Source organism: Nocardia flavorosea NBRC 108225, assembly GCF_001613385.1.
In the GTDB taxonomy this organism is placed as follows: Bacteria; Actinomycetota; Actinomycetes; order Mycobacteriales; family Mycobacteriaceae; genus Nocardia; species Nocardia flavorosea.
In genome coordinates this window covers 1-26505 of record NZ_BDCG01000005.1, presented here as the reverse complement: position 1 = coordinate 26505, position 26505 = coordinate 1, and the positions used below count along the sequence as shown (strand labels likewise).

The 26505-nt window shown below is 67.8% G+C and carries 24 protein-coding genes; 6 read left to right on the top strand and 18 right to left on the bottom strand.

Annotated elements, in window-relative coordinates:
• Positions 1 to 85: 85 nt before the first annotated feature.
• Positions 86 to 1006, bottom strand: a complete 921-nt coding sequence (locus NFL01S_RS06530; RefSeq protein WP_062972773.1) for an aminodeoxychorismate lyase — start codon at positions 1004 to 1006, stop codon at positions 86 to 88.
• A 152-nt stretch (positions 1007 to 1158) separates the two neighbouring features.
• On the opposite strand from NFL01S_RS06530, the gene NFL01S_RS06525 reads away from it, so the two are divergent.
• From NFL01S_RS06525 to NFL01S_RS06505, 5 genes are all read left to right on the top strand, one after another.
• Positions 1159 to 1578: a sterol carrier family protein gene (locus NFL01S_RS06525; protein ID WP_062972554.1), complete on the top strand. Its 420-nt coding sequence runs from the start codon at positions 1159 to 1161 to the stop codon at positions 1576 to 1578.
• 46 nt (positions 1579 to 1624) lie between these two features.
• Positions 1625 to 2740 (top strand): CAF17-like 4Fe-4S cluster assembly/insertion protein YgfZ, encoded by a 1116-nt coding sequence (gene ygfZ, locus NFL01S_RS06520; RefSeq protein WP_062972551.1) that lies wholly within the window; start codon positions 1625 to 1627, stop codon positions 2738 to 2740.
• 40 nt (positions 2741 to 2780) lie between these two features.
• Complete coding sequence (locus NFL01S_RS34195) at positions 2781 to 3392, top strand: MOSC domain-containing protein (protein WP_084492483.1); 612 nt, start codon at positions 2781 to 2783, stop codon at positions 3390 to 3392.
• On the top strand, positions 3389 to 4354 hold the full coding sequence (locus NFL01S_RS06510; RefSeq protein ID WP_062972549.1) for an asparaginase: 966 nt from the start codon (positions 3389 to 3391) through the stop codon (positions 4352 to 4354). Before NFL01S_RS34195 ends, NFL01S_RS06510 begins: the two co-directional genes overlap by 4 nt.
• A 162-nt stretch (positions 4355 to 4516) precedes the next feature.
• Positions 4517 to 4726, top strand: a complete 210-nt coding sequence (locus NFL01S_RS06505) for a DUF3073 domain-containing protein (RefSeq protein WP_033244090.1) — start codon at positions 4517 to 4519, stop codon at positions 4724 to 4726.
• Positions 4727 to 5395: 669 nt separating this feature from the next.
• On the opposite strand, the gene purM is transcribed toward NFL01S_RS06505, so the two are convergent.
• The 10 genes from purM to purS all read right to left on the bottom strand — a co-directional run bounded on the left by purM (position 5396) and on the right by purS (position 17204).
• A complete protein-coding gene (gene purM / locus NFL01S_RS06500) occupies positions 5396 to 6475 on the bottom strand; it encodes a phosphoribosylformylglycinamidine cyclo-ligase (RefSeq protein ID WP_062972547.1) in 1080 nt (359 codons plus the stop codon).
• A gap of 135 nt (positions 6476 to 6610) precedes the next feature.
• Positions 6611 to 8206: an amidophosphoribosyltransferase gene (gene purF / locus NFL01S_RS06495; RefSeq protein WP_062972545.1), complete on the bottom strand. Its 1596-nt coding sequence runs from the start codon at positions 8204 to 8206 to the stop codon at positions 6611 to 6613.
• Positions 8207 to 8563: 357 nt separating this feature from the next.
• Positions 8564 to 9058: a WapI family immunity protein gene (locus NFL01S_RS06490; RefSeq protein WP_157116302.1), complete on the bottom strand. Its 495-nt coding sequence runs from the start codon at positions 9056 to 9058 to the stop codon at positions 8564 to 8566.
• Positions 9055 to 9732, bottom strand: a complete 678-nt coding sequence (locus NFL01S_RS06485) for a CPBP family intramembrane glutamic endopeptidase (protein ID WP_063915878.1) — start codon at positions 9730 to 9732, stop codon at positions 9055 to 9057. The genes NFL01S_RS06490 and NFL01S_RS06485 overlap by 4 nt, the downstream gene beginning before the upstream one ends.
• The gene (locus tag NFL01S_RS06480) at positions 9729 to 11468 is read right to left on the bottom strand and encodes an alpha/beta hydrolase (RefSeq protein ID WP_062972541.1); all 1740 of its coding nucleotides are present in this window, start codon (positions 11466 to 11468) and stop codon (positions 9729 to 9731) included. Before NFL01S_RS06480 ends, NFL01S_RS06485 begins: the two co-directional genes overlap by 4 nt.
• A 76-nt stretch (positions 11469 to 11544) precedes the next feature.
• Positions 11545 to 13836: a phosphoribosylformylglycinamidine synthase subunit PurL gene (gene purL, locus NFL01S_RS06475; RefSeq protein WP_062972539.1), complete on the bottom strand. Its 2292-nt coding sequence runs from the start codon at positions 13834 to 13836 to the stop codon at positions 11545 to 11547.
• A gap of 407 nt (positions 13837 to 14243) precedes the next feature.
• Positions 14244 to 15524 carry a M18 family aminopeptidase gene (locus tag NFL01S_RS06470; protein WP_062972537.1) on the bottom strand — a complete coding sequence of 427 codons (1281 nt, stop codon included), beginning with the start codon at positions 15522 to 15524 and terminating at the stop codon, positions 14244 to 14246.
• 403 nt (positions 15525 to 15927) lie between these two features.
• Positions 15928 to 16185 carry a hypothetical protein gene (locus tag NFL01S_RS06465; RefSeq protein WP_062972535.1) on the bottom strand — a complete coding sequence of 86 codons (258 nt, stop codon included), beginning with the start codon at positions 16183 to 16185 and terminating at the stop codon, positions 15928 to 15930.
• A gap of 108 nt (positions 16186 to 16293) precedes the next feature.
• Positions 16294 to 16971 (bottom strand): phosphoribosylformylglycinamidine synthase subunit PurQ, encoded by a 678-nt coding sequence (gene purQ, locus NFL01S_RS06460; RefSeq protein ID WP_062972533.1) that lies wholly within the window; start codon positions 16969 to 16971, stop codon positions 16294 to 16296.
• Entirely contained in the window at positions 16968 to 17204 is a 237-nt protein-coding gene (gene purS, locus NFL01S_RS06455; protein ID WP_033244081.1) for a phosphoribosylformylglycinamidine synthase subunit PurS, read from the bottom strand. Before purS ends, purQ begins: the two co-directional genes overlap by 4 nt.
• Positions 17205 to 17352: 148 nt before the next feature.
• Between purS and NFL01S_RS06450 the strand changes: the two genes are divergently transcribed.
• A complete protein-coding gene (locus NFL01S_RS06450) occupies positions 17353 to 17997 on the top strand; it encodes an MBL fold metallo-hydrolase (RefSeq protein WP_062972531.1) in 645 nt (214 codons plus the stop codon).
• 61 nt (positions 17998 to 18058) lie between these two features.
• On the opposite strand, the gene NFL01S_RS06445 is transcribed toward NFL01S_RS06450, so the two are convergent.
• The 7 genes from NFL01S_RS06445 to NFL01S_RS06415 form a co-directional block, all read right to left on the bottom strand.
• Positions 18059 to 18760: a DUF2334 domain-containing protein gene (locus tag NFL01S_RS06445; protein WP_062972529.1), complete on the bottom strand. Its 702-nt coding sequence runs from the start codon at positions 18758 to 18760 to the stop codon at positions 18059 to 18061.
• Between the two features lie 322 nt (positions 18761 to 19082).
• Positions 19083 to 21248 carry a S9 family peptidase gene (locus tag NFL01S_RS06440; RefSeq protein ID WP_371851783.1) on the bottom strand — a complete coding sequence of 722 codons (2166 nt, stop codon included), beginning with the start codon at positions 21246 to 21248 and terminating at the stop codon, positions 19083 to 19085.
• A 24-nt stretch (positions 21249 to 21272) separates the two neighbouring features.
• On the bottom strand, positions 21273 to 22205 hold the full coding sequence (locus NFL01S_RS06435; protein ID WP_174555655.1) for an alpha/beta hydrolase: 933 nt from the start codon (positions 22203 to 22205) through the stop codon (positions 21273 to 21275).
• Positions 22206 to 22647: 442 nt separating this feature from the next.
• Positions 22648 to 23079: an HIT family protein gene (locus NFL01S_RS06430; RefSeq protein ID WP_062972769.1), complete on the bottom strand. Its 432-nt coding sequence runs from the start codon at positions 23077 to 23079 to the stop codon at positions 22648 to 22650.
• A 293-nt stretch (positions 23080 to 23372) separates the two neighbouring features.
• Positions 23373 to 24800, bottom strand: coding sequence for an adenylosuccinate lyase (gene purB, locus NFL01S_RS06425; RefSeq protein WP_174555651.1), 1428 nt, complete (start codon positions 24798 to 24800; stop codon positions 23373 to 23375).
• Between the two features lie 6 nt (positions 24801 to 24806).
• Positions 24807 to 25445 (bottom strand): TetR/AcrR family transcriptional regulator, encoded by a 639-nt coding sequence (locus NFL01S_RS06420; RefSeq protein ID WP_033244076.1) that lies wholly within the window; start codon positions 25443 to 25445, stop codon positions 24807 to 24809.
• 102 nt (positions 25446 to 25547) lie between these two features.
• The coding region (locus NFL01S_RS06415) for an RNA-guided endonuclease InsQ/TnpB family protein (RefSeq protein WP_062972525.1) at positions 25548 to 26505 on the bottom strand (958 nt) is incomplete at its 5' end.

Genomic DNA, 26505 nt, shown 5'->3' with positions numbered 1-26505 from the left:
CGGGCGGATCAATGTGTCCGCCGACACCGAATAACCGACGATTCCGCCACAACTCATAACAGCCCGGTGACCCGGGCCGCACAACTCACCAGTCCGCGATCGTCCCGGCTCGTTCGATCCCCCGGTCCACCATCTCGACGATCTCGGTCGCCGAATCCGTCGCCGACAGCCGTACCCCGTCCAGCGAGTTGACCCGCGCCGCCAGCGTCACACTGCTGAGCATCCAGATACTGTCGCAGTCGAACAGGTCGGCACTGAACAGCGGCTCGTAACGGCAGTCGTAACCGTTGCGTTCCGCTTCCGCGTACAGCGCCCGCTGAGTTATCCCCGGCAGCACCCCGTGCTTGGCCGGCGGAGTGATGAGCTGCTTGTCCCGCACGATCATCACGGTCGAACGCGGCCCTTCGAGCACCCGGTGCTCCGTACTCGTGAAGATGACATCGTCGGCACCCATCCGGGCGGCGAACCGCAGCGCAGCCATATTGGTCGCGTAGGAAAGGGTTTTCGCGCCGAGCAACTGCCAGGGGGCGGCCTGTGCGAGATCGACCGAGATACCGCGGGTCAGTGTCACCACCGCGACACCCTCGTTTCTGGCCGCCGCCACCCGTTCCGGTACCCCCGTGACCATGACGTAGGTCGTCGGGACCGGAACGGCCTCGGACAGTTCCCCCGAGCGCACAGCCGATTTGGGGCCGCCCGATTCGCTTTCCCGGCCGCGGGTCAGCACCAGCCGCATAACCCCCTCGGCCTCGGCTCCCCATTCCTTTGCCGCGGTCTCCATCGCTTCCCGCCAGCGCGCGAGGTCGGGCTCGGGTAGATCGAGTGCCTGCGCGGAACGACGCAACCTGGCCAGATGGAAATCGAGCGCGCAAACCGTGCCACCGCGGACCAGCGCCGTCTCGAAAATTCCGTCACCGCGCAACGTGCCGAGATCATCGGCATACAACAACGGCTGGTCCGCGTCGCGGACTTCACCGTCGAGTGTTACAAGTACTCGATCCACCATGCGCATGAGCGTAGGCCAACACCGGGCCGCGTGAGGGTCGCAAACATCGACAGTACTGGCAATACCGGCCGTCCGATGTCTCGAGCACGCCACTTCTGCGCATGGCGATCCGGCGTTTCGGCCGGGATTTCGGCGCTCGTTAAAGTCTGATCATGGCTCGACGGACGGAGATCGACCCGGCCGAGGTGCGCTCGGCGGTGATCGCGGTGCGCGCATGGCTGCTCGACGAAAACTCCCCGGCCCCGGCGCGCACGGAACTGGCCGCCGCGGTCCGCGGTACCGCCCGCACGCTGGCCGCCGCAGCACCGGGGCATTCGGTGGAGGTCCGGGTGCCGCCGTTCGTCGCGGTCCAATGCGTGGAAGGTCCGCGGCATACCCGCGGCACCCCGCCCAATATCGTGGAGACCGATCCGCGGACCTGGTTGTTGCTGGCGACCGGACTCCTGGATTTCCCGGCCGCAGTGGCCGCGGGCCGGGTCGACGCCTCCGGCAGCCGCGCCCCGGAAATCGCCCGCCGGCTGCCGCTGGTACCGGTGCACCCGGATCGGGACCCGCCCGAAACCCCTGGTTGACACCCCGACCGTGCGCGCCGGCGGGTTTTGCTCCTAGAGTGGAGCCGTGTCCGTGGTCGCCGCACCCAGCCCTGTCCTCGCTGTACCGGGAGCCGTAGCCGCTGTGCCCGGTTCCCCGGACGCCCCGGTCCCCTGGCATTACGGCGACCCACTCGGCGAACAGCGCGCCGCGAACGAACGGCTCGCGCTCGTGGACCGGTCGCACCGCTTCGTCTTCTCCATCACCGGCGCCGAGCGGCTGACCTGGCTGCATACCGTCACCAGCCAGCACATCGCCGAACTGGCCGACGGACGCAGCGCGGAGAACCTCGACCTCGACCTCAACGGCCGGGTGCAGCATCATTTCGTCCTCACCGAGCTCGCCGGCACGGTGTGGATCGATACCGAGGCCGACCGCGGCCCGGCCCTGCTGGACTTCCTCACCAAAATGGTCTTCTGGGCCGATGCCAAACCGCAGGCGGAGCCGGACTACGCGGTTCTGAGCCTGCTCGGCCCCCTTGCGCACACCGCGACGGCCGCCCTGGGGGTGGACCGGCTACCCGAAACCTACGAGGCGCTACCGCTGCCGGGGGGCGGTTTCCTGCGCCGGATGCCCTGGCCCACGGCGGATTCCTTCGATCTCGTGGTCCCCCGTGACCAGCTGATGACGTACTGGACCGAACTCACCGCCGCCGGTGCGCAACCGGCCGGTTCCTGGGCCTACGAGGCCCTCCGTGTCGCCGCGGCGCGCCCCAGGATCGGTGTGGACACCGACGACCGCACCATCCCGCACGAGGTGAACTGGATCGGCGCGCCCGACGAGTACGGCGCCGTGCATCTCGAGAAAGGCTGCTACCGCGGCCAGGAGACCGTGGCCCGCGTCCACAATCTCGGTAAACCACCGCGGCGGCTGGTCCTGCTGCATCTCGACGGCTCCGCCGTCGAACGCCCCGCCCCCGGCGACCCGATCACCGCGGGCGGCCGGACGGTCGGTGTGCTCGGCACCGTGATCGACCACTACGAACTGGGCCCCGTCGCGCTCGCACTGATCAAACGGAACATCCCGGTCGATACCCAGCTCACCGTGGGCGATACCGCCGCGGCCGTCGACCCCGATTCGGTGGTCGCCGACGACAGCCCTCAGCCCGGCCGCCAGGCCATCGAACGGCTCCGTGGGCGCTGACCCGCCGCATATCGAGCACGACGATCCGAGAGGAGCGCGGATGCGGGTTGGGCACACCGGCCGGGTACTGGCCGTCTGCGTCGTCCACGCCGAGCTGACGGTGCCGGGCCGAGTCGGGCGCAGCGCAATCGATAAACGCCCCGTCACCGGGCGGGTCCGGGCGCAGCGCCTCGGCCTCGCCGGCGACCACGTCTGCAATACGAGAGACCACGACGGCGTACACCAGGCCGTCTACGGGTACGCCGACGAAGACGCGGCCAACTGGTCCGCCGAACTCGGCCGGGAACTACCCGTCGGCTGGTTCGGGGAGAACCTGCGGATCGCCGGACTCCCGCTCAGCGATGCCGTCATCGGCGCGCGCTGCACCGTCGGCGAGGCGGTGCTCGAGGTCAGCGGACCGCGCGTCCCCTGCGCCACCTTCGGCCATTGCCGCGCCCAGATCGCCCGCCACGCGAGGCGCCGCCGCGCCGCCGGACCCGGTCCCGGGCAGTCCCGTCGCGCTCGCGACGGCCGCCCCGGAAAAAGCTTTGGCCGCACTCCGTCTTCCGGCCGGAGAAACCGAGGCAACCGTATGAACGGACGGGGCCTGTCGACGGCAGTGCGGGTGTCCCCGGAACGCGGTGGCCACTCACTTTCGGAGGACAACGCATGAGCGTCGATCTGGTGGAGGTAGTGCGCTCCGGTTTTCGCGAATGCGTGCACCGCGGTTCGGTGGTGATCATCGGCCCGGACGGTGAACCGACGTTCGAAGCCGGTTCCGTACACGTGCCGATCTACCCGCGTTCCACCAACAAACCGTTGCAGGCGCTCACCCTGCTGAAACTCGGCTTCGACCCGATCGACGAGGACGAGCTCGCCATCGCCGGCGCCTCGCATACCGGCGAGCCGGAACATATCCGGCTGGTCGAACGTCTCCTGGAGCGCTACGGTTTCGCCGAGGACGACCTGGCCTGCCCGCCCGACCTGCCGATGGACGAGAAGGCCCGCGCCGGGATGATCCACCGTGGTGACGGCCCCGCGAAACGTTTTATGAACTGCTCCGGAAAACATGCCGCCATGCTGGCGACCTGTGTCCTGAACGGGTGGCCGACCGCCGGCTACACCGAACCCGGCCATCCGCTGCAACAGGCGGTCGTGGCCGAGGTGATCGCGATGACCGGCGAACCGGAAACGGATCTCGGGATCGACGGGTGCGGCCTGCCCATCGTCCCGGTCGCGCTGGTCAACCTCGCACGCGCGTTCACGACGCTGGCCACCTCGGCTCCGGGTACCCCGGAACGCCGGATCGCCGAGGTCCTACGCGACCGGCCATGGGTGATCTCGGGCACCAACGGACCCGATCTGCTGGCCATGCGCGCGGTGCCCGGACTGCTCTGCAAGATCGGTGCCGACGGTGTGCACGCGGGTGCGTTACCGGATGGCAGCGCCTTCGCGTACAAGATCGACGACGGCGCCGACCGGGCAAGAATCCCGCTGACCATGGCAATTCTGCAGCGCATGGGGGTCGCGTGGTCGGCGGAATTGGCCGAGCTCGCCGCGCCCCCGGTATTCGGGGGAGGCAGCCGCGTGGGTGTGATACGCGCCATACCCGAGGTGATTCCGACTAGCGACTGAGCAGCGAAACATCGGCAAACCGGTCGGTTGATACACCCGATAGCGGACTCATGGAGGCGCAACCGCCGGACACGCGCTAAAGTGTCTGTCAGGAAGATATTAATTCGAACGGGGCCGCCACCAATCCCCAGGCCGCCCCGCTGTGACGCGAGGGGGTCAGCCATGGGCCGTGGCCGGGCTAAGGCAAAGCAGACCAAGGTCGCTCGCGAGCTGAAGTACAGCTCGCCGACGACTGATTTGGCGAGCCTTCAGCGCGAGCTTTCCGGTAGTGACAACGCCCGCCGTGGCGGAGTCCTGTCGGATGAGCACGACGCGGACGACTCCTTGTCCAAATGGGACGAGGACGACAACTACGACGACTGGCGCCGCTGATCAGGTAAAACGTTCGGGGGGAGGCCGATAGGCCTCCCCTTTGGCCGTTGACGCCGGTTCGCGCCGTTCCCCGCCGGGTTTTCCGGGCGGTGGATGACGTGAACCGGCGAGTCGGTCCGAACGGTACCTATCGGCAGCGCCGAATCGGAACAATGTGTGAGCAGGTGGGCCGCGCCGACGGGCCGCCAGTTCATTCTCTCCATAGTGGGAGCGACCGCTGTCCCGCGAAGGGTCGCTTAGTCCCGCAAACCGATGGGCGCACTGTCCGATTGCAGCGCCCCGTAGGGTTCAGGTTTCGGCCGAGCGGCGCTGCTGATTCGGCTTCGTGTCCGGCGGTCCCTGGGCAATCCGGTCCATCGAGCGCCCTGCTCGACCCTGATCCTGCCGGACTCCGAAGCGGCGATCTCGGATCATCAAGAATCCGCCACTGATTCGGAGTAGACCGGGCTGCGCCCGGCCGCACGCTCGTTCGGCCGGGCAATCACACCCGCCGCGGCCGGCCGCGTACCGGTGCCGGTCTCGATCACCGCGGGCCGGACCACCAGTCGCCGAGCCCGGAGCCGACCGCGCGCTACTCCCGAGGCCGGCCGATCGGCCCCACCAACCGCGGCCGACCGCAGGAGCGGGTGCAAGCGGGCTCGCTTGCTCGCCCCCGGCTACAGGCCCGGTTCAGAAACGGGGATGGTCGCCCACGAGAACCGTACGCGGTGCATCGGCGTCCTTGGCCTTCTTCACCGTGCCCAGTGTCCAGCATTCGATATGGCGGGCGGTGAGTACGGCCAGCGCCCGATCGACATCCTCGGGAGCCACCACGGCCACCATTCCGACGCCCATATTGAACGTCTTCTCCATCTCGGCGCGATCCACCCGGCCCCGTTGCGCGATCATCTTGAACACCGGTGCCGGGCTCCACGACCCACGATCCAGTTCGGCCACCAGCCCGGCCGGTAGCACCCGCGCCAAGTTGGCCGCCAGACCACCGCCGGTGATATGTGCGAAGGTGCGGACATCGGTCTCGGCGATCAGCGCCAGGCAGTCCTTGGCATAGATCCGGGTCGGTTCCAGCAGTTCTTCACCGAGGGTGCGGCCGAACTCCTCCACATGCCCGCTCAACGCCATCCGGTCGATCTCCAGCATCACCTTGCGGGCCAGGCTGTAGCCGTTGGAATGCAGACCGGACGATCCCATGGCGATCACCACATCACCGGGGCGTACCCGGTCCGGGCCGAGTAGCTCATCGGCTTCCACCACACCGACGCCGGTGGCCGACAGATCGTAATCCTGAGCACCCATCATCCCGGGGTGTTCGGCGGTTTCCCCGCCCAGCAATGCGCATCCGGCGCGCACACACCCCTCGGCGATACCGGAGACCAGTTCGGCGACGCGTTCCGGCACCACCTTGCCGACGGCGATGTAATCCTGCAGGAACAGCGGCTCGGCGCCGCATACCACCAGGTCGTCGACGACCATCGCCACCAGGTCCAGGCCCACGGTGTCGTGTTTGTCCATGGCCTGCGCGACCGCGATCTTGGTGCCGACACCGTCGGTGGACGACGCGAGAAGGGGCTCCCGATAATTCTTCTTCAGCGCGAACAGCCCGGCGAAACCACCCAGTCCGCCCTGCACCTCGGGGCGGGTGGCCTTACGCGCCAGCGGGGCGAACAACTCGACGGCCCGGTCACCGGCCTCGATGTCCACGCCTGCTTCGGCATAGGAGGCACCGGCACCGGTAGCGTTCTGCTCAGTCATTGTCGGGGGAAGCTCCAAACCGAATCCGCGGATAATTTGCCTGGTCTGAGTCTATGGCGCGGCTCCGGCGCGCGGGGTGCTACCCCTATGTTTGCTTTCGGGCCGAACTCCGCGCCGCCCGCGGCGGCACCCGTGTCACGGCCGGCTGAGGGCGCTGGCGTTGGCGTTTTCGGTGAGCAGGCTCGGCGAGCGGCCGCCGAATTCCAGGAGGTTCTTGCCGATGGAGGCTTCGGTGGGCAACGGGATCGGGTAGTGGCCGTCGAAACATGCGGCACACAGCCGGGAGCTGGGCTGTTCGGTGGCGGCGATCATACCGTCGAGCGAGATGTAACCCAGGGTGTCGGCGCCGATGGACCGGCGTACGCCCTCGACCATCTCGTGCAGTGCCGCCGGGTCGGCGGCCGTACCGGTGGGGCCGTCCGGGTCGGTACCGGCGTTGTTGGCGACGAGTTCCGCACGGGAAGCGAAGTCGATTCCGTAGAAGCACGGCCACTTCACCGGCGGCGAAGCGATCCGGACATGGATTTCGAGCGCGCCCGCTTCGCGCAGCATCCGGATCAGCGCGCGCTGGGTATTGCCGCGGACGATGGAATCGTCGACCACGATCAGCCGCTTACCCCGGATCACCTCACGCAAGGGGTTGAGTTTCAGCCGGATTCCGAGCTGCCGGATGGTCTGGCTGGGCTGGATGAAGGTGCGGCCGACATAGGCGTTCTTCATCAGGCCCTGCCCGTAGGGCACACCGGAGCCCTGGGCGTAGCCCACCGCGGCCGGTGTACCGGACTCGGGGACGGGTATCACCAGGTCGGCATCGACGGGATGCTCACCAGCGAGGCGGCGACCGATCTCGACCCGCGTCGCGTGGACGGAACGGCCGGCGATAGCGCTGTCCGGGCGGGCCAGATAAACGTATTCGAATACGCACCCCTTGGGTTCGGGGTTGGCGAAACGCAGCGACCGCACGCCATCGGCGTCGATGGCCAGCAGTTCCCCGGGCTCGATCTCGCGGACGAAGGAGGCTCCGACGATATCGAGGGCGGCGGTTTCGCTGGCGACCACCCAGCCGCGGTCGAGCCGGCCGAGCACCAGCGGGCGCACTCCGTGCGGGTCGCGGGCGGCATAGAGGGTGTGCTCGTCCATGAAGGTCAGGCAGAACGCGCCGCGCACGGTGGGCAGCAACTCCATGGCGGCCTGTTCGATACTCGAATCGGCGGCGGCATGGGCCAGCAGGGCGGTCATCACATCGGAATCGGAGGTGGCCGAGACCGCACCGGGGCGGCCGGGGCCGCCGACCAGGCCGAGTTCACGGGCTCGCTCGGCCAATTCGGCGGTGTTGACGAGATTGCCGTTGTGGCCGAGCGCGAGCCCGGAACCGACGGCGGTGGTCCGGAAGATCGGTTGCGCGTTCTCCCAGGTGGTGGCACCGGTGGTCGAGTACCGGCAGTGGCCGATGGCCACATGTCCGGGCATGGCGGCGAGGGTTTGCTCGTCGAAGACCTGGCTCACCAGCCCGAGATCCTTGAAAACCAGAACCTGCGAACCGTCGGAGACCGCGATACCCGCCGCCTCCTGACCGCGGTGTTGCAACGCGTACAGGCCGTAGTAGGTGAGTTTGGCCACGTCCTCCCCCGGAGCCCAGACTCCGAAGACTCCGCATTCCTCACGAGGCGGGTTCTCCGTCTCGTCGGTTGCGGTGGGGTTGCTGAGGGCCGATCGATCGGCGAGGGTCACCGTGCGCTCCCTGGTCGGGCGGGTGTGGGGGCAACCGACATTCTACGGGTGCACGTACCGGAAGCGGCACCGGATCAGCACCCCGGCAGCAAGCGCGGTCGACCGGTCGAACCGCGCTGTCAGCAACTCCGCCTCGCGCATGGGCAACCAGGCGCCGATAACCGGACCCACCCAGTTAACCTGCCTTTCACCTGCACAAACGGTGCGGTACGGCCGGGTGATCCGGAACGGTTCCCTCGCCGGGGCGAGCTACCCGAGGGATATATCAGGGTGATCACCCATAAGCCTCGTGGACGGCCGGGCGCAACGTGGGCGATATCACCCGGTGTAGCACTCCCGGCGCAACCCGGTCACGAATCAGCGGACGCGGCCGAGCAAGCGGCCACCGGGCGGCAGATAACTGCCCAATTCGGCACCGAGGTCCTCGGCCGCGGTCGTCAGCTCCGCCGCGCCGAGCCGCGCCGTGATCACGCTGGGCTCGCCTGCCGTCACGCGCCGGTTCCACGGCGGGGAGAATTCGAGGTCGAGGCCGATCCGCAATTCCACCGCATCGGCCATGGATACGGCGGTGAAGCTCAGATTGGGTTCGGTGAACTCGAGGCGTGCGGGCCCGGGTAGCGGGTCGCCGCCGGGTTCGGCTGCGACGGCAATACGACGTAGCCATTCGGCCAGTTCGACCGCATCGTCGAGCGTCAGTGCCTGCCAGCGGAAGGCCCAGTTCCCCTCGGGGCAGTTCGCGGTGCCGGCGATTATCAGCCAGCTGTACCTGATTCGCGGATCGATATGGTCCGGAAACTGATATCCGGCAACAGTGAGCTCCACACCGTATCCGTCGCTGTCGATCAACCTCACCGGCGAAGTGTGTCACTTTCGCGACGTCCGCGCCCACCGGAAACCGGCGAAACCGGCGCCGCGCGAACGGAGCCGAGCCGGGCGAACAGGGCCCCGCCCGCATTCACTGTCCAATGCAGCAAGGCGGGCGCGGTGGCACTGCCCGTCCACCGTCGCAGCGTGCCGAACACGAACCCGGCGGCACCGGTGACAACCACCGTGCCGAGCACGCTGTCCCCTGCGGCGCGGGCCGGGTGGATATGCCACAACCCGAAAGCCGCGCTGCCGAGGGCTGTTCCGGCACGGACACCGAATTGTTCGTCCAGCAACGGCTCCAGGGTGGCACGGAAGATCAGTTCCTCGGTGTAGACGGTGCCGAGCGGGATATGCACCGCGATCCACTCCACCGTGCCCACATCCGCCGCGCGGTCCCCCGGCCCCGAGAGCGAGCGACGCACGGCAGGTACCGCGAACGCTGCCGCATACCCGGCCGCGACCAGCGCGGCACAGCCGATCCCGACGCCGGCTCCGCGGGCGGAGAACCAATTCGGGCGGCCGCGCAACGTGATTGCGTATCCGGTCGCCGCAAGGGCACCGGCGGCGGTGCGGCCGCGGCGGTCCAGTGCGAGCCGCGGCAACAGCCAGTTGTTCCACACCAGCGGCGCGGCCACCGCGGCGACGACCCGGATGATCATTTCACCTCCCGCTCATAGGCCTCGTATGCCTCGATCTCGAGCCTGACGCGTTCGGCCAGTTCGGGGTTCCAGCCCGGCGGGTGGGTGATCGCGGACCAAGCGTCCATGACGAGGCTCCCGTACCGGTGCCCATGCCCGTCCCGGACGCCCTGTGCGTTCGTGAGATCCGCGGAGACCTGCCAGAACGTGACCAGCGGCGCCCAGCGCATCCGCGGGGAGACATCCACACCGCGCGGTTCGGACAGCCAGTCCGGACGGCTGAAGAGGAGATCCGTCGACCACCAGACGATCGGATCGGAGGCGTGTTGCAGATAGGCGATTCGCGGGGCCCGCCATTCCGGGCCCGGGCGGCCGAGATCGGCGGCATCGGTGGCGAACCGGATCACCAGTCCGTCGGCGTACACCGGCCGTGTCTCCGGCGAGCCCGGGTCGCGGCGGCTGACGAATTGCTGCCACAGCCGGTTGGAGTTGGGCGGGCCGACCCAGAGCGCACCGTCGACTTTCGCGCGCAGATCGGCCAGTCCGTCGAACGCGGCCTCCGAACCTTGCGAACCGAGACTTTCCCCGTACACCAGCAGTTTCGGGCGGTCTTCGGGCGCGCGGGCGCGGGTCCTTTCGTACACCGCATCGAACAATTCGCGGCCCGCGGCGGCAGCCTTGCCGCGGTCGGCCAGGAAGGACAGTGCGCTGGGCAGATACGAATACTGACTGGCCACGATGGCGGTATCGCCGCCGTACATGTACTCGATCGCGTTGGCCGCCATGGAATTGACCCAGCCCGTACCGGTGGTGGTGACCACGACCAGCACCTCGCGATCGAAGGCACCGGTTCGTTCCAGTTCCGCGACGGCGAGTTCGGCCTGGGTCCGCTCGGTATCGGCGACGGATTCGAGTCCGATATAGGCGCGGATCGGTTCGCGGGCCGGCCGGCCGGTGACCCAGGAGATCCGCTCCGCGCTCGGGCCGTGCGATACGAACCAGCGGCCCTCGAAGCCGAGGGTGTCCCACGCCGCCAGTGAATCCGGGCTGCCGGACCGTTCCGGCAGCCGCGGTGGGATCGCGTAGTCGGAGGTGGTGTCGTTACGGACGCTGAACGCGGAATTGGCGACGGCGAAGAAGGCACGGGTGGCCACACCGTTGAACAGGGTCACCACCAGCAGAACCAGCACCAGCGCGCCGGCCGCGGGCGCCAGTTCCCGCGGTATCCGCACCCAGCGGTTCAACTGCCGGGCGAAGAACAGGATGAGTTCGCGCACGGTGCGATACCCGGCGACGACGAGGATGCCGATGGCCAGGCTCAACCCGCCGGTCCGTAGATACGCCGGGGTCGTGGTGCCTTCCATCCCCATCAATGCCGCAATTTCCCGCTGCCAGTGCGCCGATTGGACGAGCATGTAGGCCGCCCCCAGCGCGGCACTCAGCAATACCGCGGATTTCAGCGCGTACCGAGTCCAGCGGGGCGGGGCGGGAATCCGGGTGAGCCGGGGCCGGATCCACAACCGGAAAAGCCATTCGAGCAGGCACCCCACGCCGTAGCCGATGGCCGCGTTGATCCCGCTGATCAGGCCCTGGAACATCCAGTCGCGCGGCAGCAGCGACGGCGTCATCGAGAGCGCGAAGAACACCGTCGCGACCACCAGACCCACATAGTTCAGGTCGACGATCCGCTCGGTGCGCTCGATCATCGCGATACAGCGCGACCGCAATCGGGTCACTGTGTTCGCGGTCTCCAGCACTTATCCAGTATGGCGGGCGTAACCGGTACCGGCAGGTGGCCCGGGTCACCTCCGGCGTGGCACGCCCGCCCCGGAATCAGGCGTGGCCGCCGAAAAGGGCCGGTAGCGTGCCCTCGTAGGCGGCGCGGAGTTCGGTCATCGGTACGGAGAACTGGCCCTGGACCTCGATCGAATCCGAGCCCTGGTCCACCACACCGATCCGCACCCACGGCAGTTCGCGGGCGGTGCACATCCGGGTGAACCGGGTCTCCTCCGACCGCGGCACCGCGACCAGTACCCGGCCCGCCGATTCGGAGAACAGCGCGACGAACGGGTCGGCATCCTCCGGCAGCAGGATGCGGCAGCCGGTCTCGCCGGCCAGCGCGGCTTCGACCACGGCCTGGGCCAGACCGCCCTCGGACAGATCGTGGGCGGCGCTGATCATGCCGTCGCGGGACCCGGCGGTGAGCACCTCCGCCAGCAGCTTCTCCCGGGCGAGATCCACCTGCGGCGGCAATCCGCCCAGGTGATCGTGTGCGACCTGCGCCCAGACCGAGCCACCGAATTCGTCCCGCGTATCGCCCAGCAGGATCAGGGTCTCCCCCGGCTCCAGGCCGAGGCCGGTCGGAATACGCCGGTGCACATCGTCGATCACACCGAGCACACCCACCACGGGGGTCGGCAGGATGGCGTTCTCTCCGGTCTGGTTGTAGAAGCTGACATTGCCACCGGTCACCGGGATGCCGAGTTCGGCGCAGCCGTCGGCGAGTCCGCGTACGGCCTGCTGGAACTGCCACATCACGCCGGGATCCTCCGGCGACCCGAAGTTCAGGCAGTTGGTGACGGCCTTCGGGGTGGCGCCGGTGGTGGCGACATTGCGGTACGCCTCGGCCAGCGCCAGCCGCGCGCCGGTGTAGGGGTCGAGCTTGGTGTAGTGGCCGTTGGCGTCGGTGGCCAGCGCGATACCGCGCCCGGTTCCCTCGTCCACCCGGATCACGCCGGCGTCGGCGTATTCGGCGAGGACTGTGTTACCCCGGACGTAGCGGTCGTACTGTTCGGTGATCCAGCGGCGGCTGCAGAGCTGCGGGCTCGACACCATCTTCAGCAGGGTGTCGCGCAGTTCCTCGGCGGTTTTCGGCCGGGGCAGGTTGTCGGGGGTGTCGGCGTTGAGGGCGTCCTGGGTGCCGGGGCGCTGGACGGGGCGCTCGTACACCGGACCTTCGTGCGCCACAGTGCGTGGCGGAACATCCAGCACGGTTTCCCCGTACCAGCTGATTTCGAGCCGCTCACCGTCGGTGACCTCACCGATTACGGTGGCGAGCACATCCCATTTGGCGCAGACCGCGAGGAACGCATCGACGTTCTCCGGCGTGACGACCGCGCACATCCGTTCCTGCGATTCGCTGGACAGGATTTCGGCCGGGGTCATATCGGCGGCCCGCAGCGGCACCCGGTCGAGCTCGATCCGCATTCCGCCGTCACCGGCGGCGGCAAGCTCGGAGGTCGCGCAGGCCAGTCCGGCACCGCCGAGGTCCTGGATCCCCACGACCAGTCCGGCGTGGTACAGCTCGAGACAGCATTCGATGAGGACTTTTTCGGTGAACGGGTCACCCACCTGCACGCTCGGCAGCTTCTTGCGACCGGTACCGGATTCATCGCCGGAGAAGGTGTCCGAGGCGAGCACCGAGACGCCGCCGATACCGTCGAGGCCGGTACGCGCACCGAACAGGATGATCTTGTTACCGGCGCCGGACGCGAACGCCAGATGCAGATCTTCCACCCGCATGGCACCCGCGCACAGCGCGTTCACCAGCGGATTGCCCTGGTAGGAGGCATCGAACACGGTCTCGCCACCGATATTCGGCAGTCCGAGCGAGTTGCCGTACCCGCCGATACCGCGCACCACACCGTCGACGACCCGGCGGGTGTCCGCGGCATCCGCGGCGCCGAACCGCAGCTGGTCCATGACCGCGATCGGCCGCGCACCCATCGCCATGATGTCGCGGACGATTCCGCCGACCCCCGTGGCCGCGCCCTGGTACGGCTCGACATACGAGGGATGGTTGTGACTCTCCACCTTGAAGGTGACCGCCCAGCCGTCACCGATATCGACCACACCCGCGTTCTCACCGATACCCGCAAGCATCGAGGCGCGCATCTCGTCGGTGGTGGTCTCCCCGAAATAGCGCAGGTGCACCTTCGAGGATTTGTAGGAGCAGTGCTCGCTCCACATCACCGAATACATGGCCAGCTCGGCATCGGTGGGCCGGCGACCCAGAATTTCCCGGATCCGGGCGTATTCGTCGTCCTTGAGGCCGAGCTCGGCGTACGGCTGCGGCGTATCCGGATGTGCGGCGGCGATGGCGACCGTATCGACCTGCTCAGTCACGGGATTACCAGGATCCTTTCGTAGGTTGGCGCGCCGGCGCGCGCGGGCTCCGGTCCGGGTCGCGTATCCGGGCATTCCACGGCTGCTTTTTCGCGTCGACGCCGCGGGATATCGGGAACACGGGTGGGGCCGGAACACAGGGCCTCGACGGCGGGGCCCCGACAGGTTTGATCCAGCACGAATCTTACGTTCACCTGCGCCGCGCACATTCCCGGCCCCATTGCCGCCGACGCCCCGGTCATCGAGCCGGGGCCGAGCGCTGCCCGGTCACCGCCCGAACTACCGGGCGCGGCCGCGGACCACCGCCGAACCGACGGGGTAAATCCCCGGCCCGCCCTACCGGTAGCACGAAGGCGGTGCACGGCGCAGCGCCCCGAGCGGAGCGATTGTTTCCGGCGTCGTCCGGATCAGTTCTCGGGTGCGAGGAAGGCGGCCAGTGCCGCGGCGTACGCGGTGATATCGGCGACGCCCATCATTTCCCGCGCCGAGTGCATCGCCAGCTGCGGTGCGCCGATATCCACGGTCGGCATACCGGTGCGGGCAGCGGTCATCGGGCCGATGGTGGATCCGCACGGCAGATCGGCCCGATGCACATACCGCTGCATCGGGACGCCCGCCTGCGCGCACGCCAGCGCGAACGCGCCTGCACCGACCGCATCGGTCGCGTAGCGCAGATTCTGGTTGACCTTGAGCACCGGTCCGCCGTTGATCGCGATCCCGTGCGCGGGCTCGTGCCGCTCCGGATAGTTCGGGTGGGTGGCATGAGCCATATCACCGGACGCGCACACAGACCCCGCCATCGCGGCCAGGAAATCGGCGCGACCGCCGCCCCGCGCCAGCACGATCCGTTCCAGCACCGTGGACAGCAGTTCGGACTGGGCACCGCGGTCGGATTGGCTGCCGACCTCCTCGTGATCGAATACCGCGAGCACCGGAACCGCGGCGCCCGGGTTGTCCACCGCCGTACGGAACGCCTGCAGACCGGCGTAGCAGGTGCCCTGGTTGTCCAACCGCGGCGCGCTGATCAGATCCTGGCCCGCGCCGATCACCCGGCTCGCCGCAAGATCGTGGGTCATCAGTTCCCATCCGAGCACGGCCGCGGGATCCACCCCGGCGGCTTCGGCCACATAGTCCAGGAAGGACGCGGGTTCGCCGCCCACGCCCCAGATCGCGTTCAGATGACGCTGCGGGTCGAGCGTCACCCCGCGCCGATCCTCGGAGAGGTGGATGGCCAGCTGCGGGACACGCAGGATCGGCTCGTCGATCCGCACGAGCCGCTCGGCGAGCCTGTTGCCCTCCCGCACACTGAGCCGCCCGGAAATTCCCAGTTCCCGATCCAGCCACGAATTCAGCCAGGCCCCGCCGTACGGTTCCAGCCGCACCAGCTGCCATCCGGCCACCGACAGATCAGGGTGCTGTTTGACTCGCAGGTTGGGGCTGTCGGTATGCGCCCCGACAACCCGGAAGGGGCCGGTCCGCGCCGGATCGGCCCAGGCGACGAGCGAACCACCCCGTACGACGTAATACCTGCCACCTGCGGTGGGCCAGGGCTGCGTCTCGTCGAGACGAACGAAACCGTTCCTGTCCAGATCTTCGGCGATGGTCCGGCAAACGTGGAACGGCGAAGGAGAAGCATCGATGAAGGCGCACAGCCCGGCGGCCGAAGCCGCGGTAGCAGAACTCGGCATAAGAGTGACCTTATGCGTGCCACATGAAGATCTGTCAGACCACCACCAGCCGCACCGCCGGGTCGAGCGCGGTCAAGTCGTCCGGGTCGGAGGTGACGACGCGGTCGGCGCAGGGCCCTGGCGGCCACGATCACGTGAGCGTCCACCATGTCGGCGGTACCGGACGCGGCAAGCACCACGCCGATGGCGACGGCGGCCGCCTCGTCGAGCGCAATGATGCTCACCGTATCTGTTTTCAACAATCGTCGAATCGGATGCTGCCGGGGATCATTGCGCCACGATTGCGCCAGCACCGTTGCCGGTACGACGATTCGGGTTCTCCGGCGGGCGGCTTCCGCGAGCAGCCCGACAGCGCGAGGCTTGCCTTTCCCGAGTCCGATCAGCGCACCGGTATCGAGAACGATCACGCCGCGCCGCCGAGGGGATCGGAGTGCTCGGCATCGATCTCATCGAACACGCCGGCAGCCCATTCGCGATCGGCGCCGGTTACCCCGGCCTCGACGGCGAGTTCGGCGAAGATTTCGGCGGCGGCAGCCCAGTCGGGTTCGCGGCGGGCCAGATCAGCGAACCACGCCGACACCGAGGAGGCATCGCCGGAGTCGACGGCGCGAGCAGCCTTTTCTGCGATCTCGTCCGGGATGCTGATCGTGATCTTTTTCACGAAAGCAGCTTACCGGCCCGGTATTACCGAGTCATACCGTTAGGTGCGTCCGAGACCCTGACCACGCTATTCGCGACACCGAACACCGATTCCCCACCGGGCACCGATTCAGGAAGCAACCAAGACATCCAAGGCAGACAGGAACAACCCCAGCCCGTCGTCACTCGGACCGGTGAGCGCCTCGGTGGCGTGTTCGGGGTGCGGCATGAGCCCCACGACCCGCTTGTTCGCCGAGGCGATTCCCGCGATCGAGCGCTGCGAGCCGTTGGGGTTGTCGCCTTCGTAGCGGAACACCACCCGGCCCTCGCCCTCGAGTTCGTCGAGCACCGGCTGCGACGCCTGGTAGCGGCCCTCGCCCGATTTCAGCGGGACCAGGATCTGCGCGCCGGGTTCGTAGCGGGAGGTCCAGGCGGTATCGGTGGCCTCGACCCGCAGCCATTGGTCGCGGCAGATGAAATGCAGGCCCTCGTTGCGGGTGAGCGCACCGGGCAGCAGCCCGGCCTCGCACAGCACCTGGAAACCGTTGCAGATACCGAGTACCGGCATACCTTTGCCGGCCGCCTCGATCACGGTGCCCATCACGGGGGCGAACCGGGCGATGGCACCGCAGCGCAGATAGTCGCCGTAGGAGAAACCGCCGGGGACCACGACCGCGTCCACGCCTTTGAGGTCGGCATCGGCGTGCCAGAGGTTCACCGCTTCGGCGCCGGCCAGCCGCACGGCGCGGGCGGCGTCCACATCGTCGAGGGTGCCCGGGAAGGTGATGACCCCGATACGGGCGGTCACGAGACGCGCACCACCTTCCAGTCCTCGATCACGGTGTTGGCCAGCAGCGATTCGGCGATCGCCGCGATCTGGTCGTCGCTCATATCGTCGCCGACCTCGAGTTCGAACCGTTTGCCCTGCCGGACATCGGTGACGCCTTCGAATCCCAGGCGCGGTAGCGCGCCGGCTATGGCCTGCCCCTGCGGATCCAGGATCTCGGCCTTCGGCATCACCTCGACCACGACACGTGCCACGGGTTGCTCCTCACGAAAAGGGGTGAGCTGCGCCCGGCGCTGCAACGGGCCGGAACGCTGATGGGGTTACCTGAGCAGCCTAATTGCCGCGACTACCGGCGCTCGCGGCGGGTGAGGTGAACCCGTCCTGCAGTACTAGCCTGGGAGCATGCATGTAGCCCATTTCGGTCACTCCTGCGTACTCGTCGAACTGCACGGTAAGAAGGTTCTCTTCGATCCCGGCGCGTTCTCGCACGGTTTCGAAGGTCTCACCGGATTGGACGCCATCGCCGTCACCCATCAGCACGCAGACCATATCGACCCGAAGCGGATCGAGGCGCTGATCGCCGCCAACCCCGGCGCCCGCCTGCTGTCGGACCCGCAGACCGCCGAGTTACACGAGGGTCCGTGGGAGGCGGTGCACGCGGGCAATGTGATCGAGCTCGGCGAGTTGCGGATCACCGGCGGCGGCGGCCGGCACGCGGTGATCCATCCCGAGCTCCCGGTCGTCGACAACACCGTGTTCCAACTCGGCAACACCGGCAACCCGACCCGGTTCGTCCATCCGGGTGATTCGCTGTGGGTGCCCTACACCCCGGTGGATGTACTGGCGGTCCCCGCCGCGGCGCCGTGGATGAAGATCAGCGAAGCGGTCGACTATCTGCGTTCGGTCGCGCCGCGGGTGGCGTTCCCCATCCACTACGGGATCATCGCCGAGCAGGCCTGGGGGGTCTACTTCAGCCGGCTCGACGAAATGCGCAAGAGCGACACGGAGTTCACACCGCTCCGCCCGGAAGACACCACCGCCTTCTGAGCCGGCAATACCCGGCCGAAACCGCCGCCCCCGTTATCGCCGATCAGGGGGCGGCGGAGTCTCAGGCCGCGCGCACCGCGGCAACGACTTCCCAGCGGTACACATCGCCGCGCGCCCCGTGATACAGCGCGAGATCGACCGCATCCAGCATCGCCTGCCGCGGACCCGGCCGCCCCAGCTGCGCGGCCGACACCGCCAGCCGCAACACCCCGCCGCGCCGGGCGGTCCGGGCAGCGCCGAGCACCAGCGCCCGGCACCACCACGGTTCGGCCCGGAAACCTTCACCGATGCCGTAGACCCGCGCCTTCTGCACGGTATTGCGTTGTAGATCGTGAATACCGTTCAGCCCCAGCGACACCCGGAAACCGAGCTCGGGCAGCGCCGCGACGGCACCGGCGGATGCATCCCAGCGCGGGGCCGCGAACAGCCGGGTCCGCAGCCCGACCTGCTCCATCACCCGATCGGCCGCCGTGAGCCGCAGCAGCGCCTCGTGTTTGGGCAGGGTCGCGAATTCGGCACGGCGCCGTTTCGTGGCAGCCTGGTCGTACCCGTGCAGCACGATGGCGTCCCCGCGTTCCCGGCGGCCACGCAACCACTCCTGCGAGGTGGGGTCGTCGGTCAGCCGGTACTTCCCCTTCAGGCGGGGCGCCACCAGCAGCGACAACCGCACACCGCGCTGATCCATCTCCTCGGCGAACCCGATCGCCGCGTCCCGGGTGGTTTCCCGGACTCCGGACACCGATACGAGCAGCTCAGCGTTCATGTACCAACGGTGGCAGCCGGAGGTGACCGCCGTATGCCATGCCGATGACCTATACATGCAGGTCCGGTGACCAGACCGTGCAGCGGGTGTGACTGCCGGGCGAACATCCGGCCACGGTCCGGTCGCCACCCCCCCGCGGGCGCCCGCGGCCGCGCACCCGGCGAGCGTGGGACGGAACGACGCACGCCGGTGCCGTGACGTGCGCGGACGGGAACCGCGCGGCGCCTGCCGTCCGGTCGCTCGGTAGGCCGGTGGCTCTACCCGTCCGGTCGCCCGGCAGCCGGAAGGGTAGAGCTATCACCGTGGCGATCAGCGCTGCCGACTACCGGTCGCCGGCACCGACAGTGTCGAGGACCCAGGCGTACTCGAACGCGACCTCGCGCCATTTCTCGTACCGCCCGCTGACCCCGCCGTGCCCCGCGCTCATCTCGGTTTTCAGCAGCAGCGGCGCGTCCCCGGTCCTGGTGGCGCGGAGTTTCGCAACCCATTTCGCCGGTTCCACGTACAGCACCCGGGTGTCGTTGATGCTGGTGATGGCAAGGATTGCCGGATAGTCCTGCGCCACCACGTTCTCGTAGGGCGAATACGATTTCATGTAGTCGTAGACGTCCTTGTCCGCCAACGGGTTTCCCCATTCGTCCCATTCGATCACGGTCAGCGGGAGCGAGGGGTCGAGTATGGAGGTCAGCGGGTCGACGAAAGGCACATTGGCCAGCACCCCGGCGAAGAGTTCCGGTGCCATATTCGCCACCGCACCCACCAGCAGGCCACCGGCGCTGCCGCCGTCGGCGATCATCCGGTCCGCCGACGTGGTTGCGTTCTCCACGAGATGCCGTGCGCAGTCGACGAAGTCGGTGAAGGTGTTCTTCTTGGTGAGGGTTTTGCCGTTCTCGTACCACAGTCTCCCCATCTCACCGCCCCCGCGCACATGGGCGATGGCGAAGACCATCCCGCGGTCCAGCAGCGACAACCGTGATACCGAGAACCCGGGGTCCATACTGGCCTCGTAGGAGCCGTACCCGTAGAGCAGCAGCGGTTTCGGGCCGGTGCCCAGATCGGTATCGCGGCGGGCGACGATCGAGATCGGGATCCGGGTGCCGTCCGCGGCCTCGGCCCAATCACGGTGTTGTACATAGTCTCCGGCGTCATAGCCACCGAGCACGGGCTGCTCCTTGCGCAGCAGCAGTTCCCCGGTGTCCACCACATAGTCGAAAACCTGGGTCGGGGTGATGAACGAGGTCAACCCGACCCGCAGGGTGGGCTGATCCCATTCCGGGCAGGATCCGAGCCCGGCACTGTAGAGCTCGAGGTCGAATTCGATCTCGCGCAGCTCGCCGTAACCGTCCGGGCCGAGCGGCCACACCGCTACCCGCGGTAGCGCCTCCCGGCGGTAGCTGAGCACCAGCTGCCCGGCGAACGCGTCGATATCCTCGAGCCGCACATCATCGCGGTGCCCGATCAGCGTGCGCAGCTGCGCGGGATCGTCGGCCGGGGCCTCGGCAAGTACGAAGTTCTCCGCCTTCACTCCGTCCACGACGTCGTTGTGCAGGATCAGGAACCGGTCCTGTCCCGCCACCACAGCGTGTTCGGCGGCGTACTCCACGCCCTCACGGCGGGGCATCAGCACCCGGAACTCACCGGTCGGGTTATCCGATTCCAGTACCCAGCCCTCGGTGGTGATCTTGGACCCCACCCAGATCATCAGGTACTTCTCGGACCTGGTGCCGCCGATACTCACCCAGTACCGCTCGTCCGGCTCGTGGAAGACCTTGACATCGGTTTCGGTGGCGGACCCGAGCCGGTGCCGCCAGACGGTATCGGGGCGCCATGATTCGTCGACCGTCTGATAGAAGACGTGGCTGCCGTCCAGCGACCAGGTGGCGCCGGGCGCAGTCCGCGCGATCTCGTCGCCGAGCAGTTCACCGGTGCGCAGATCCTTGAACCGCAGCGTGTAGCGCTCGTCGCCGGCGGTATCGACCGAGAAGGCCAGCAGGTTCCCGTCGTGGCTGATCGAGAACGCGCCGAGGGCGAAGAAATCGTGGCCTTCGGCCAGCTCGTTGCTGTCCAGCAGCACCTGCTCGCCGGGGATCTGGGTATCGGCCTCCAGCTTCGGCGGGGTCCAGGCGTCGATACCGGCCGCGGCGGCGTCGATCGGGCAGCGGCACTGCACGCCGTACTGCTTACCCTCGAAGCTGCGCGAGTAGTACCAGTACTCGCCCAGCCTGGTGGGCACCGAGAGATCGGTTTCCCGCGTGCGAGATTTGATCTCGTCGAAGATCTTCTCGCGCAGCGGAGCCAGATGCGCGGTCTGCGCCTCGGTGTAGGCGTTCTCGGCCTCCAGATAGGCGATGACCTCCGGGTTGTCCTTGTCCCGCAGCCACTCGTATTCGTCGATGAAACGATCGCCGTGATGCACTCGCTCCTGCGGCACCGTTTTCGCCGTCGGCGCCGTCACCGCCTCGGTCATCGGACCACCAGTCTCAGCCATGGCCACCACCGTAGCGGCCCGGCCCTACGCCCCGATCGCGCGGCCGACGACCGGCCAGGACGCCTTGAGGTGGTCGTTCCAGTACGACCAGGAATGGGTGCCGACCGGGCTGTAGTCGACCCGGATCGGCACGCCGGCCGCGCGCGCACGCCGTTCGAAGGCGATCACACAGGTGTCGACCGCGAACTCGATCGGACCGCCGAGCACGATGTTCTCCGGCAGCTGGGGTTTCAATTCCAGTTCGTGCGGGCCCGGCAGGCCGGTCCCGGTGGACAGGTACAGGGTTTTACCGCGCAATCGGTCCAGCATGAGGGCCGGATCGTGGGCCGCCCATGCCGGGCCGCCGGCCGGACCCCACATATTGTCGGGATTGCCGCCACGGGTCATGATCGAGAACTGCACCGCGCCGGTGGCCATCCCCGTATCCGGACAGGCGCTGTACCCGGCGACCGCGGTGTACAGCGCAGGATGCCGGGCGGCGAGGATGTAGGCCGCATGCCCGCCCATCGACAGCCCGCCGATCGCGTTCACCCCGTTACCGGCGAAGTTGGCGTCGATGATCGACGGCAGCTCCTGGGTGAGGAAGGTTTCCCACTTGTAGTGGCCCAGGGCCGGGTCGGGACGCTGCCAGTCGGTGAAATAGCTGGCCTTACCGCCGACCGGGAGCACCACGTTCACGTCCTTCCCCAGGAAGAACGGTTCGGCGTCGGTGGCGTTGGTCCAGGTACTCTGCCCGACCCCCGGATCCAGCCCGTCCAGCAGGTAGTAACTGGGCCGCGAACCACCGCCGGCCGGATGCAGCACCTGCACCTGCACGATCTCGTTCATCGCGGGCGAGGCGATGAACACCGCGGACCGGGTGGGGCTCAGCGCGTCGATTCCGACGACCTCGGCCGCAGCCGCCGGAGCCGGCCGGAGAACCGGGAGGCCACCAACCGATCCGACCACCGCCAGCATGAGCACAGCTAACCTGAACAACCGCACGTCCACACCTCCGTATCCCCACCCAGAACTCGGCGTAGGCCAACGCACACCATCATGCCCCGGCGATATCGTCGACATTCAGCATTCGAACAGCAAACGTACCAAGAGTTATTGATACACGACCTTACGTGTCCTCGGACGCCCAGCCCCGCGAAACCGCTCCGGCAGTGGGAATCACCCGCCCCGCCCCGGTAGGCGCCCGACCGGACCCGGTCGACAGCAGACATCCGCCCTCGGGACCGCCGGCCCCCCCGCCGCCCACATCGACGGAACTGCGGACAAAACCGGAACGCGGGCATCGAGCCGCATACCGGTGGCGTTTGGCGTTGCGCATCGACTCCCGAGGAGGCACAAGAACCGAATGCCGGCGTAGCCCCCTGACCAGCGCGCCGAAGTGGTTTTCGACGGCACGCCCCTATCGCGCTCCCCGTTCCAGCGCACCCCGGACGGAACCGGCGAGGTAGTCCAGATCGGCCCGCGGTGGCGTCCGCGGACGCGCCCGCAGCCCGAACCCGTCTCCGGGGGTCCGCGGAATGACATGCAGATGGACGTGGAAAACCTCCTGGCCCGCGGTGACGCCGTCGGCCAGGAAGAAGTTCACGCCGTCACATGCCACTTCGCTCGCCCGCAGCGCCGCCGCCAGCCGCTGCCCCACCTTGAACAACTTGCCGCCGATTTCCGGATCCAGCTCACCGAGATCCCGGGCCGGGATCTTCGGAACAACCAGCAGATGCCCCGGGGTCAGCGGCCGGATATCCATGAACGCGAGCACATCGTCGTCCTCGTACACCCGGCTGGCCGGGGCGCGTCCGGCGATGATGTCGGCGAAAATCGAATACGGATCCATAGCGCCACTATGTGCACTGACCCGCGCGCACGAGAACCGGGCCCGGCGGTTCGCGATCTGACATCGCACTCGCCTCGCCCACCGATGCGGGCCGGAAGCCCGGCAACGGCCGGAATCCCGTCGGTGGGCAGGCGCGAGACCTCCTCGCGCGGGTGCACCCGAATCACCGGACGGCCACGGCCTCGCCGGTTCGGTCTCGCGGCCTCAGGGCCCTTTCGAGCACATCCGGACATCGCTGCCGCCGGTCCATCGGACTATCCTGCACGCCTCACGCGCGTGCGGTGGCAGGCCGCTCAGAGGATGGGTGCGGGCGTGTAGCGGGCGGCCTCGGGATAGGCGTCGGCCAACTTCCCGACCTGGGCGACCACCTCGGCGACCTGGGCATCCGCCGCGCCGATGAACGCCGACTTGTCCGCCAGCGCCGCGTCCAGGGCGGCGCGATCCAGCGGGAGACGGTCGTCGGCCGCGAGACGGTCCAGCAGATCGGGTTCGCGCCCCTGCTCGCGCATTGCCAGCGCCACCGCGACCGCGTGTTCTTTGATCACCTCATGGGCCGCTTCCCGCCCGACCCCGGCGCGGACGGCGGCCATCAGGATGCGCGTGGTGGCCAGGAACGGCAGGTAGCGATCCAGTTCGCGGGCGACCACCGCCGGGTAGGCGCCGAATTCGGCGAGCACCGTCAGGAAGGTTTCGGTCATACCGTCGAGGGCGAAGAACGCGTCCGGCAGCGCGACCCGGCGCACCACCGAGCAGAACACGTCACCTTCGTTCCACTGCGCGCCCGCGAGCTCGGCCGCCATCGACCCGTACCCGCGCAGCACCACCTGCAACCCGTTGACCCGTTCACAGGAACGGGTGTTCATCTTGTGCGGCATGGCCGAACTGCCGACCTGCCCGGGCTGGAAGCCTTCGGTGACCAGTTCGTGTCCGGCCATCAGCCGGATGGTGTGCGCCAGCGAGGACTGTGCCGCGCCGATCTGCACCAGCGCGGACAGCACATCGTGGTCCAGCGAACGCGGATAGATCTGGCCCACGCTGGTGAACACACTGGTGAAGCCGAGATGCCGGGCCACCTGCTGTTCCAGGGCGGCCAGTTTCGCGGCGTCACCGCCGAGCAGATCAAGCATGTCCTGCGCGGTACCCATCGGGCCCTTGATCCCGCGCAGCGGATAGCGTTCGATCAGTTCGCGCAGCCGGGTGAGGCCGATGAGCAGTTCGTCGGCGGCCGAGGCGAAACGTTTGCCGAGGGTGGTGGCCTGCGCCGCGACATTGTGCGAGCGGCCCGCCATCACCAGCGCCTGGTATTCGGCGGCGCGTTCGGCGAGCCGGGCGGCCACCGCGACCCCGTGCGCGTGGATATGTTCCAGCGACAGCCGGATCTGCAATTGTTCGACGTTCTCGGTGAGATCGCGGCTCGTCATCCCCTTGTGCACATGTTCATGGCCGGCGAGGGCGTTGAATTCCTCGATCCGGGCCTTCACATCGTGGCGGGTCACCCGCTCGCGTTCGGCGATCGACGCCAGGTCGACCTGCTCGACGACGCGCTCATAGTCCGCGACCACTCCGGGCGGTACCTCGACACCCAGCTCGGACTGGGCGCGCAACACCTCCAGCCACAGCCGCCGCTCGAGCACGATCTTGTGCTCGGGAGACCACAGATGCACCAGCTGCGGGCCGGCGTAGCGGGTGGCGAGGACGTTGGGAATCAGGTCGGAGGTCACGTCCGGTCAGTCTAATGACCGGTACCGGTCCATCGGCTGGTGCGTCGCCGGAGCGACGATATCGATGACCTCCAGCAGTGCTCCGCGGGCCAGCCGCCGGGGTTGCGGATCGGGTTCGCTCAGGGCGGCGACCGCCGCGCCGTCGACCACCGCGACCAGCCTGCGAAGTTGTTCGGGCCGCACGATCCGGTCGGATCGGCGCAGCACATCGGCAAGCAGCTCGTCGAGCTGCCCGCGTAGTCGGAGCTGGACCTCGCGTAGCTCGGGATGGCGCGCGGAGGCGACGGTGCGCTCGTAGCGGGCGATCAACCGGCCCCGCGCGCCGTCGTCCACACCGTCGGAGCCGATCAACAGGTCGAGTACCAGATCGACGGTCGCTTCCGCACCGCGGCGGCGGTGGGTCACTTCGCCGACACGCCGCCGCATCGCCTCGAGTTCGGCGTTACCGCTGAACTCGACGGCGCGCGCGATCAGATCCTCGAGCGATTCGAAGTAGTACGTCGTCGAAGCCAGCGGGAGTTCGGCGCGGGTCGCGACCGATCGGTGCCGTACCGCATCGAAACCGCCTTCGAGCAGCAATTCGGCGGCAGCAGCCACCAGCGCCTGGCGACGCCGTTCACCTTTCGGAGTCGTCGCGGTTATCACCGTGCCATCGTGCCAGTCTTGGCTTCTACCCTCGCCCGAAAGCGGAGGATTCCCAGGTTCACACCCAGGGTTTCCTGTTTCATCGACAGTTGCCTCCCCACATCAGCTGCGGGGTGGTCTCACACCATCTCCGCAGGCCAAGACCGCCAGCCCAGCGGCCCGAATATTCTTCGCAGCATTGACGTCCCGATCGTGAGATGCACCGCATGGGCACATCCAGTTCCGGACTTGCAACGGCATCGAATCGTTGATCCGGCCACATACCGAACAGGTCTTGCTGGACGGATAGAACCGGTCCACCGCAACCACATTGCGCCCGTACCAATCCGCCTTGTACTCCAGCATCATCCGGAATTGTGCCCACGAAGCATCCGAGATCGCCCGCGCCATGCTTCGATTGCGGACCATGTTCCGCACACTCAAATCCTCGATGGCGATCACTTGGTTCTCGCGCACCAACCGAGTCGAGAGTTTGTGCAGATGATCGAGGCGACGATCCGCGATCCGAGCATGTATCCGCGCAAGACGCGCACGTGCCTTTGCCCGGTTCCTCGAGCCTTTTTCCTTCTTCGACAGCGCCCGCTGCGCCCGCGCCAAACGAACGCGATCCTCGCGCTCGTGCCGGGGGGTGCTGATCTTCTCCCCGGAAGAGAACGCATAGAGGCTGGTGAGCCCAGCGTCCACGCCTAGTACAGCCTTCGTGGGAGCATGCTTCACGACCGTGTCCTCGACAAGAACGGCTATGTGATAGCGGCCCGCCGCGTCCAGCGATACGGTTACCTGCGACGGTACTGCCCCGGCCGGCAGCGGACGGGACCATCGAATGTTCAGCGGCTGCGACTGTTTGGCGAGTTTGATCTGCCCGCTGCGATAGGTGAAGCAGTTGGCGAAGTAGGTGGCCGAATCCTTCGACTTGCTCTTCTTCTTGAACTGCGGGTAGCCGGTCTGTTTGCGCCAGAACTTGTCGAACGCCGCTTGCAGATTCCGCAGTGCCGCCTGCAATGGTCCTTTGGAGGGTTCGGCGAGCCATGTGGTGCCGAGCTCGCGTTTCCAGGCTGTG

What these genes read in the sequence shown, in the direction of transcription:
- NFL01S_RS06530 (WP_062972773.1), bottom strand. Translation starts at nt 1,006, where the DNA reads ATGGTGGATCGAGTACTTGTAACACTCGACGGTGAAGTCCGCGACGCG.
- NFL01S_RS06525 (WP_062972554.1), top strand. Translation starts at nt 1,159, where the DNA reads ATGGCTCGACGGACGGAGATCGACCCGGCCGAGGTGCGCTCGGCGGTG.
- NFL01S_RS34195 (WP_084492483.1), top strand. Translation starts at nt 2,781, where the DNA reads ATGCGGGTTGGGCACACCGGCCGGGTACTGGCCGTCTGCGTCGTCCAC.
- NFL01S_RS06510 (WP_062972549.1), top strand. Translation starts at nt 3,389, where the DNA reads ATGAGCGTCGATCTGGTGGAGGTAGTGCGCTCCGGTTTTCGCGAATGC.
- NFL01S_RS06505 (WP_033244090.1), top strand. Translation starts at nt 4,517, where the DNA reads ATGGGCCGTGGCCGGGCTAAGGCAAAGCAGACCAAGGTCGCTCGCGAG.
- purM (WP_062972547.1), bottom strand. Translation starts at nt 6,475, where the DNA reads ATGACTGAGCAGAACGCTACCGGTGCCGGTGCCTCCTATGCCGAAGCA.
- NFL01S_RS06485 (WP_063915878.1), bottom strand. Translation starts at nt 9,732, where the DNA reads ATGATCATCCGGGTCGTCGCCGCGGTGGCCGCGCCGCTGGTGTGGAAC.
- NFL01S_RS06470 (WP_062972537.1), bottom strand. Translation starts at nt 15,524, where the DNA reads ATGCCGAGTTCTGCTACCGCGGCTTCGGCCGCCGGGCTGTGCGCCTTC.
- NFL01S_RS06450 (WP_062972531.1), top strand. Translation starts at nt 17,353, where the DNA reads ATGCATGTAGCCCATTTCGGTCACTCCTGCGTACTCGTCGAACTGCAC.
- NFL01S_RS06445 (WP_062972529.1), bottom strand. Translation starts at nt 18,760, where the DNA reads ATGAACGCTGAGCTGCTCGTATCGGTGTCCGGAGTCCGGGAAACCACC.
- NFL01S_RS06440 (WP_371851783.1), bottom strand. Translation starts at nt 21,248, where the DNA reads ATGGCTGAGACTGGTGGTCCGATGACCGAGGCGGTGACGGCGCCGACG.
- NFL01S_RS06435 (WP_174555655.1), bottom strand. Translation starts at nt 22,205, where the DNA reads ATGCTGGCGGTGGTCGGATCGGTTGGTGGCCTCCCGGTTCTCCGGCCG.
- NFL01S_RS06430 (WP_062972769.1), bottom strand. Translation starts at nt 23,079, where the DNA reads ATGGATCCGTATTCGATTTTCGCCGACATCATCGCCGGACGCGCCCCG.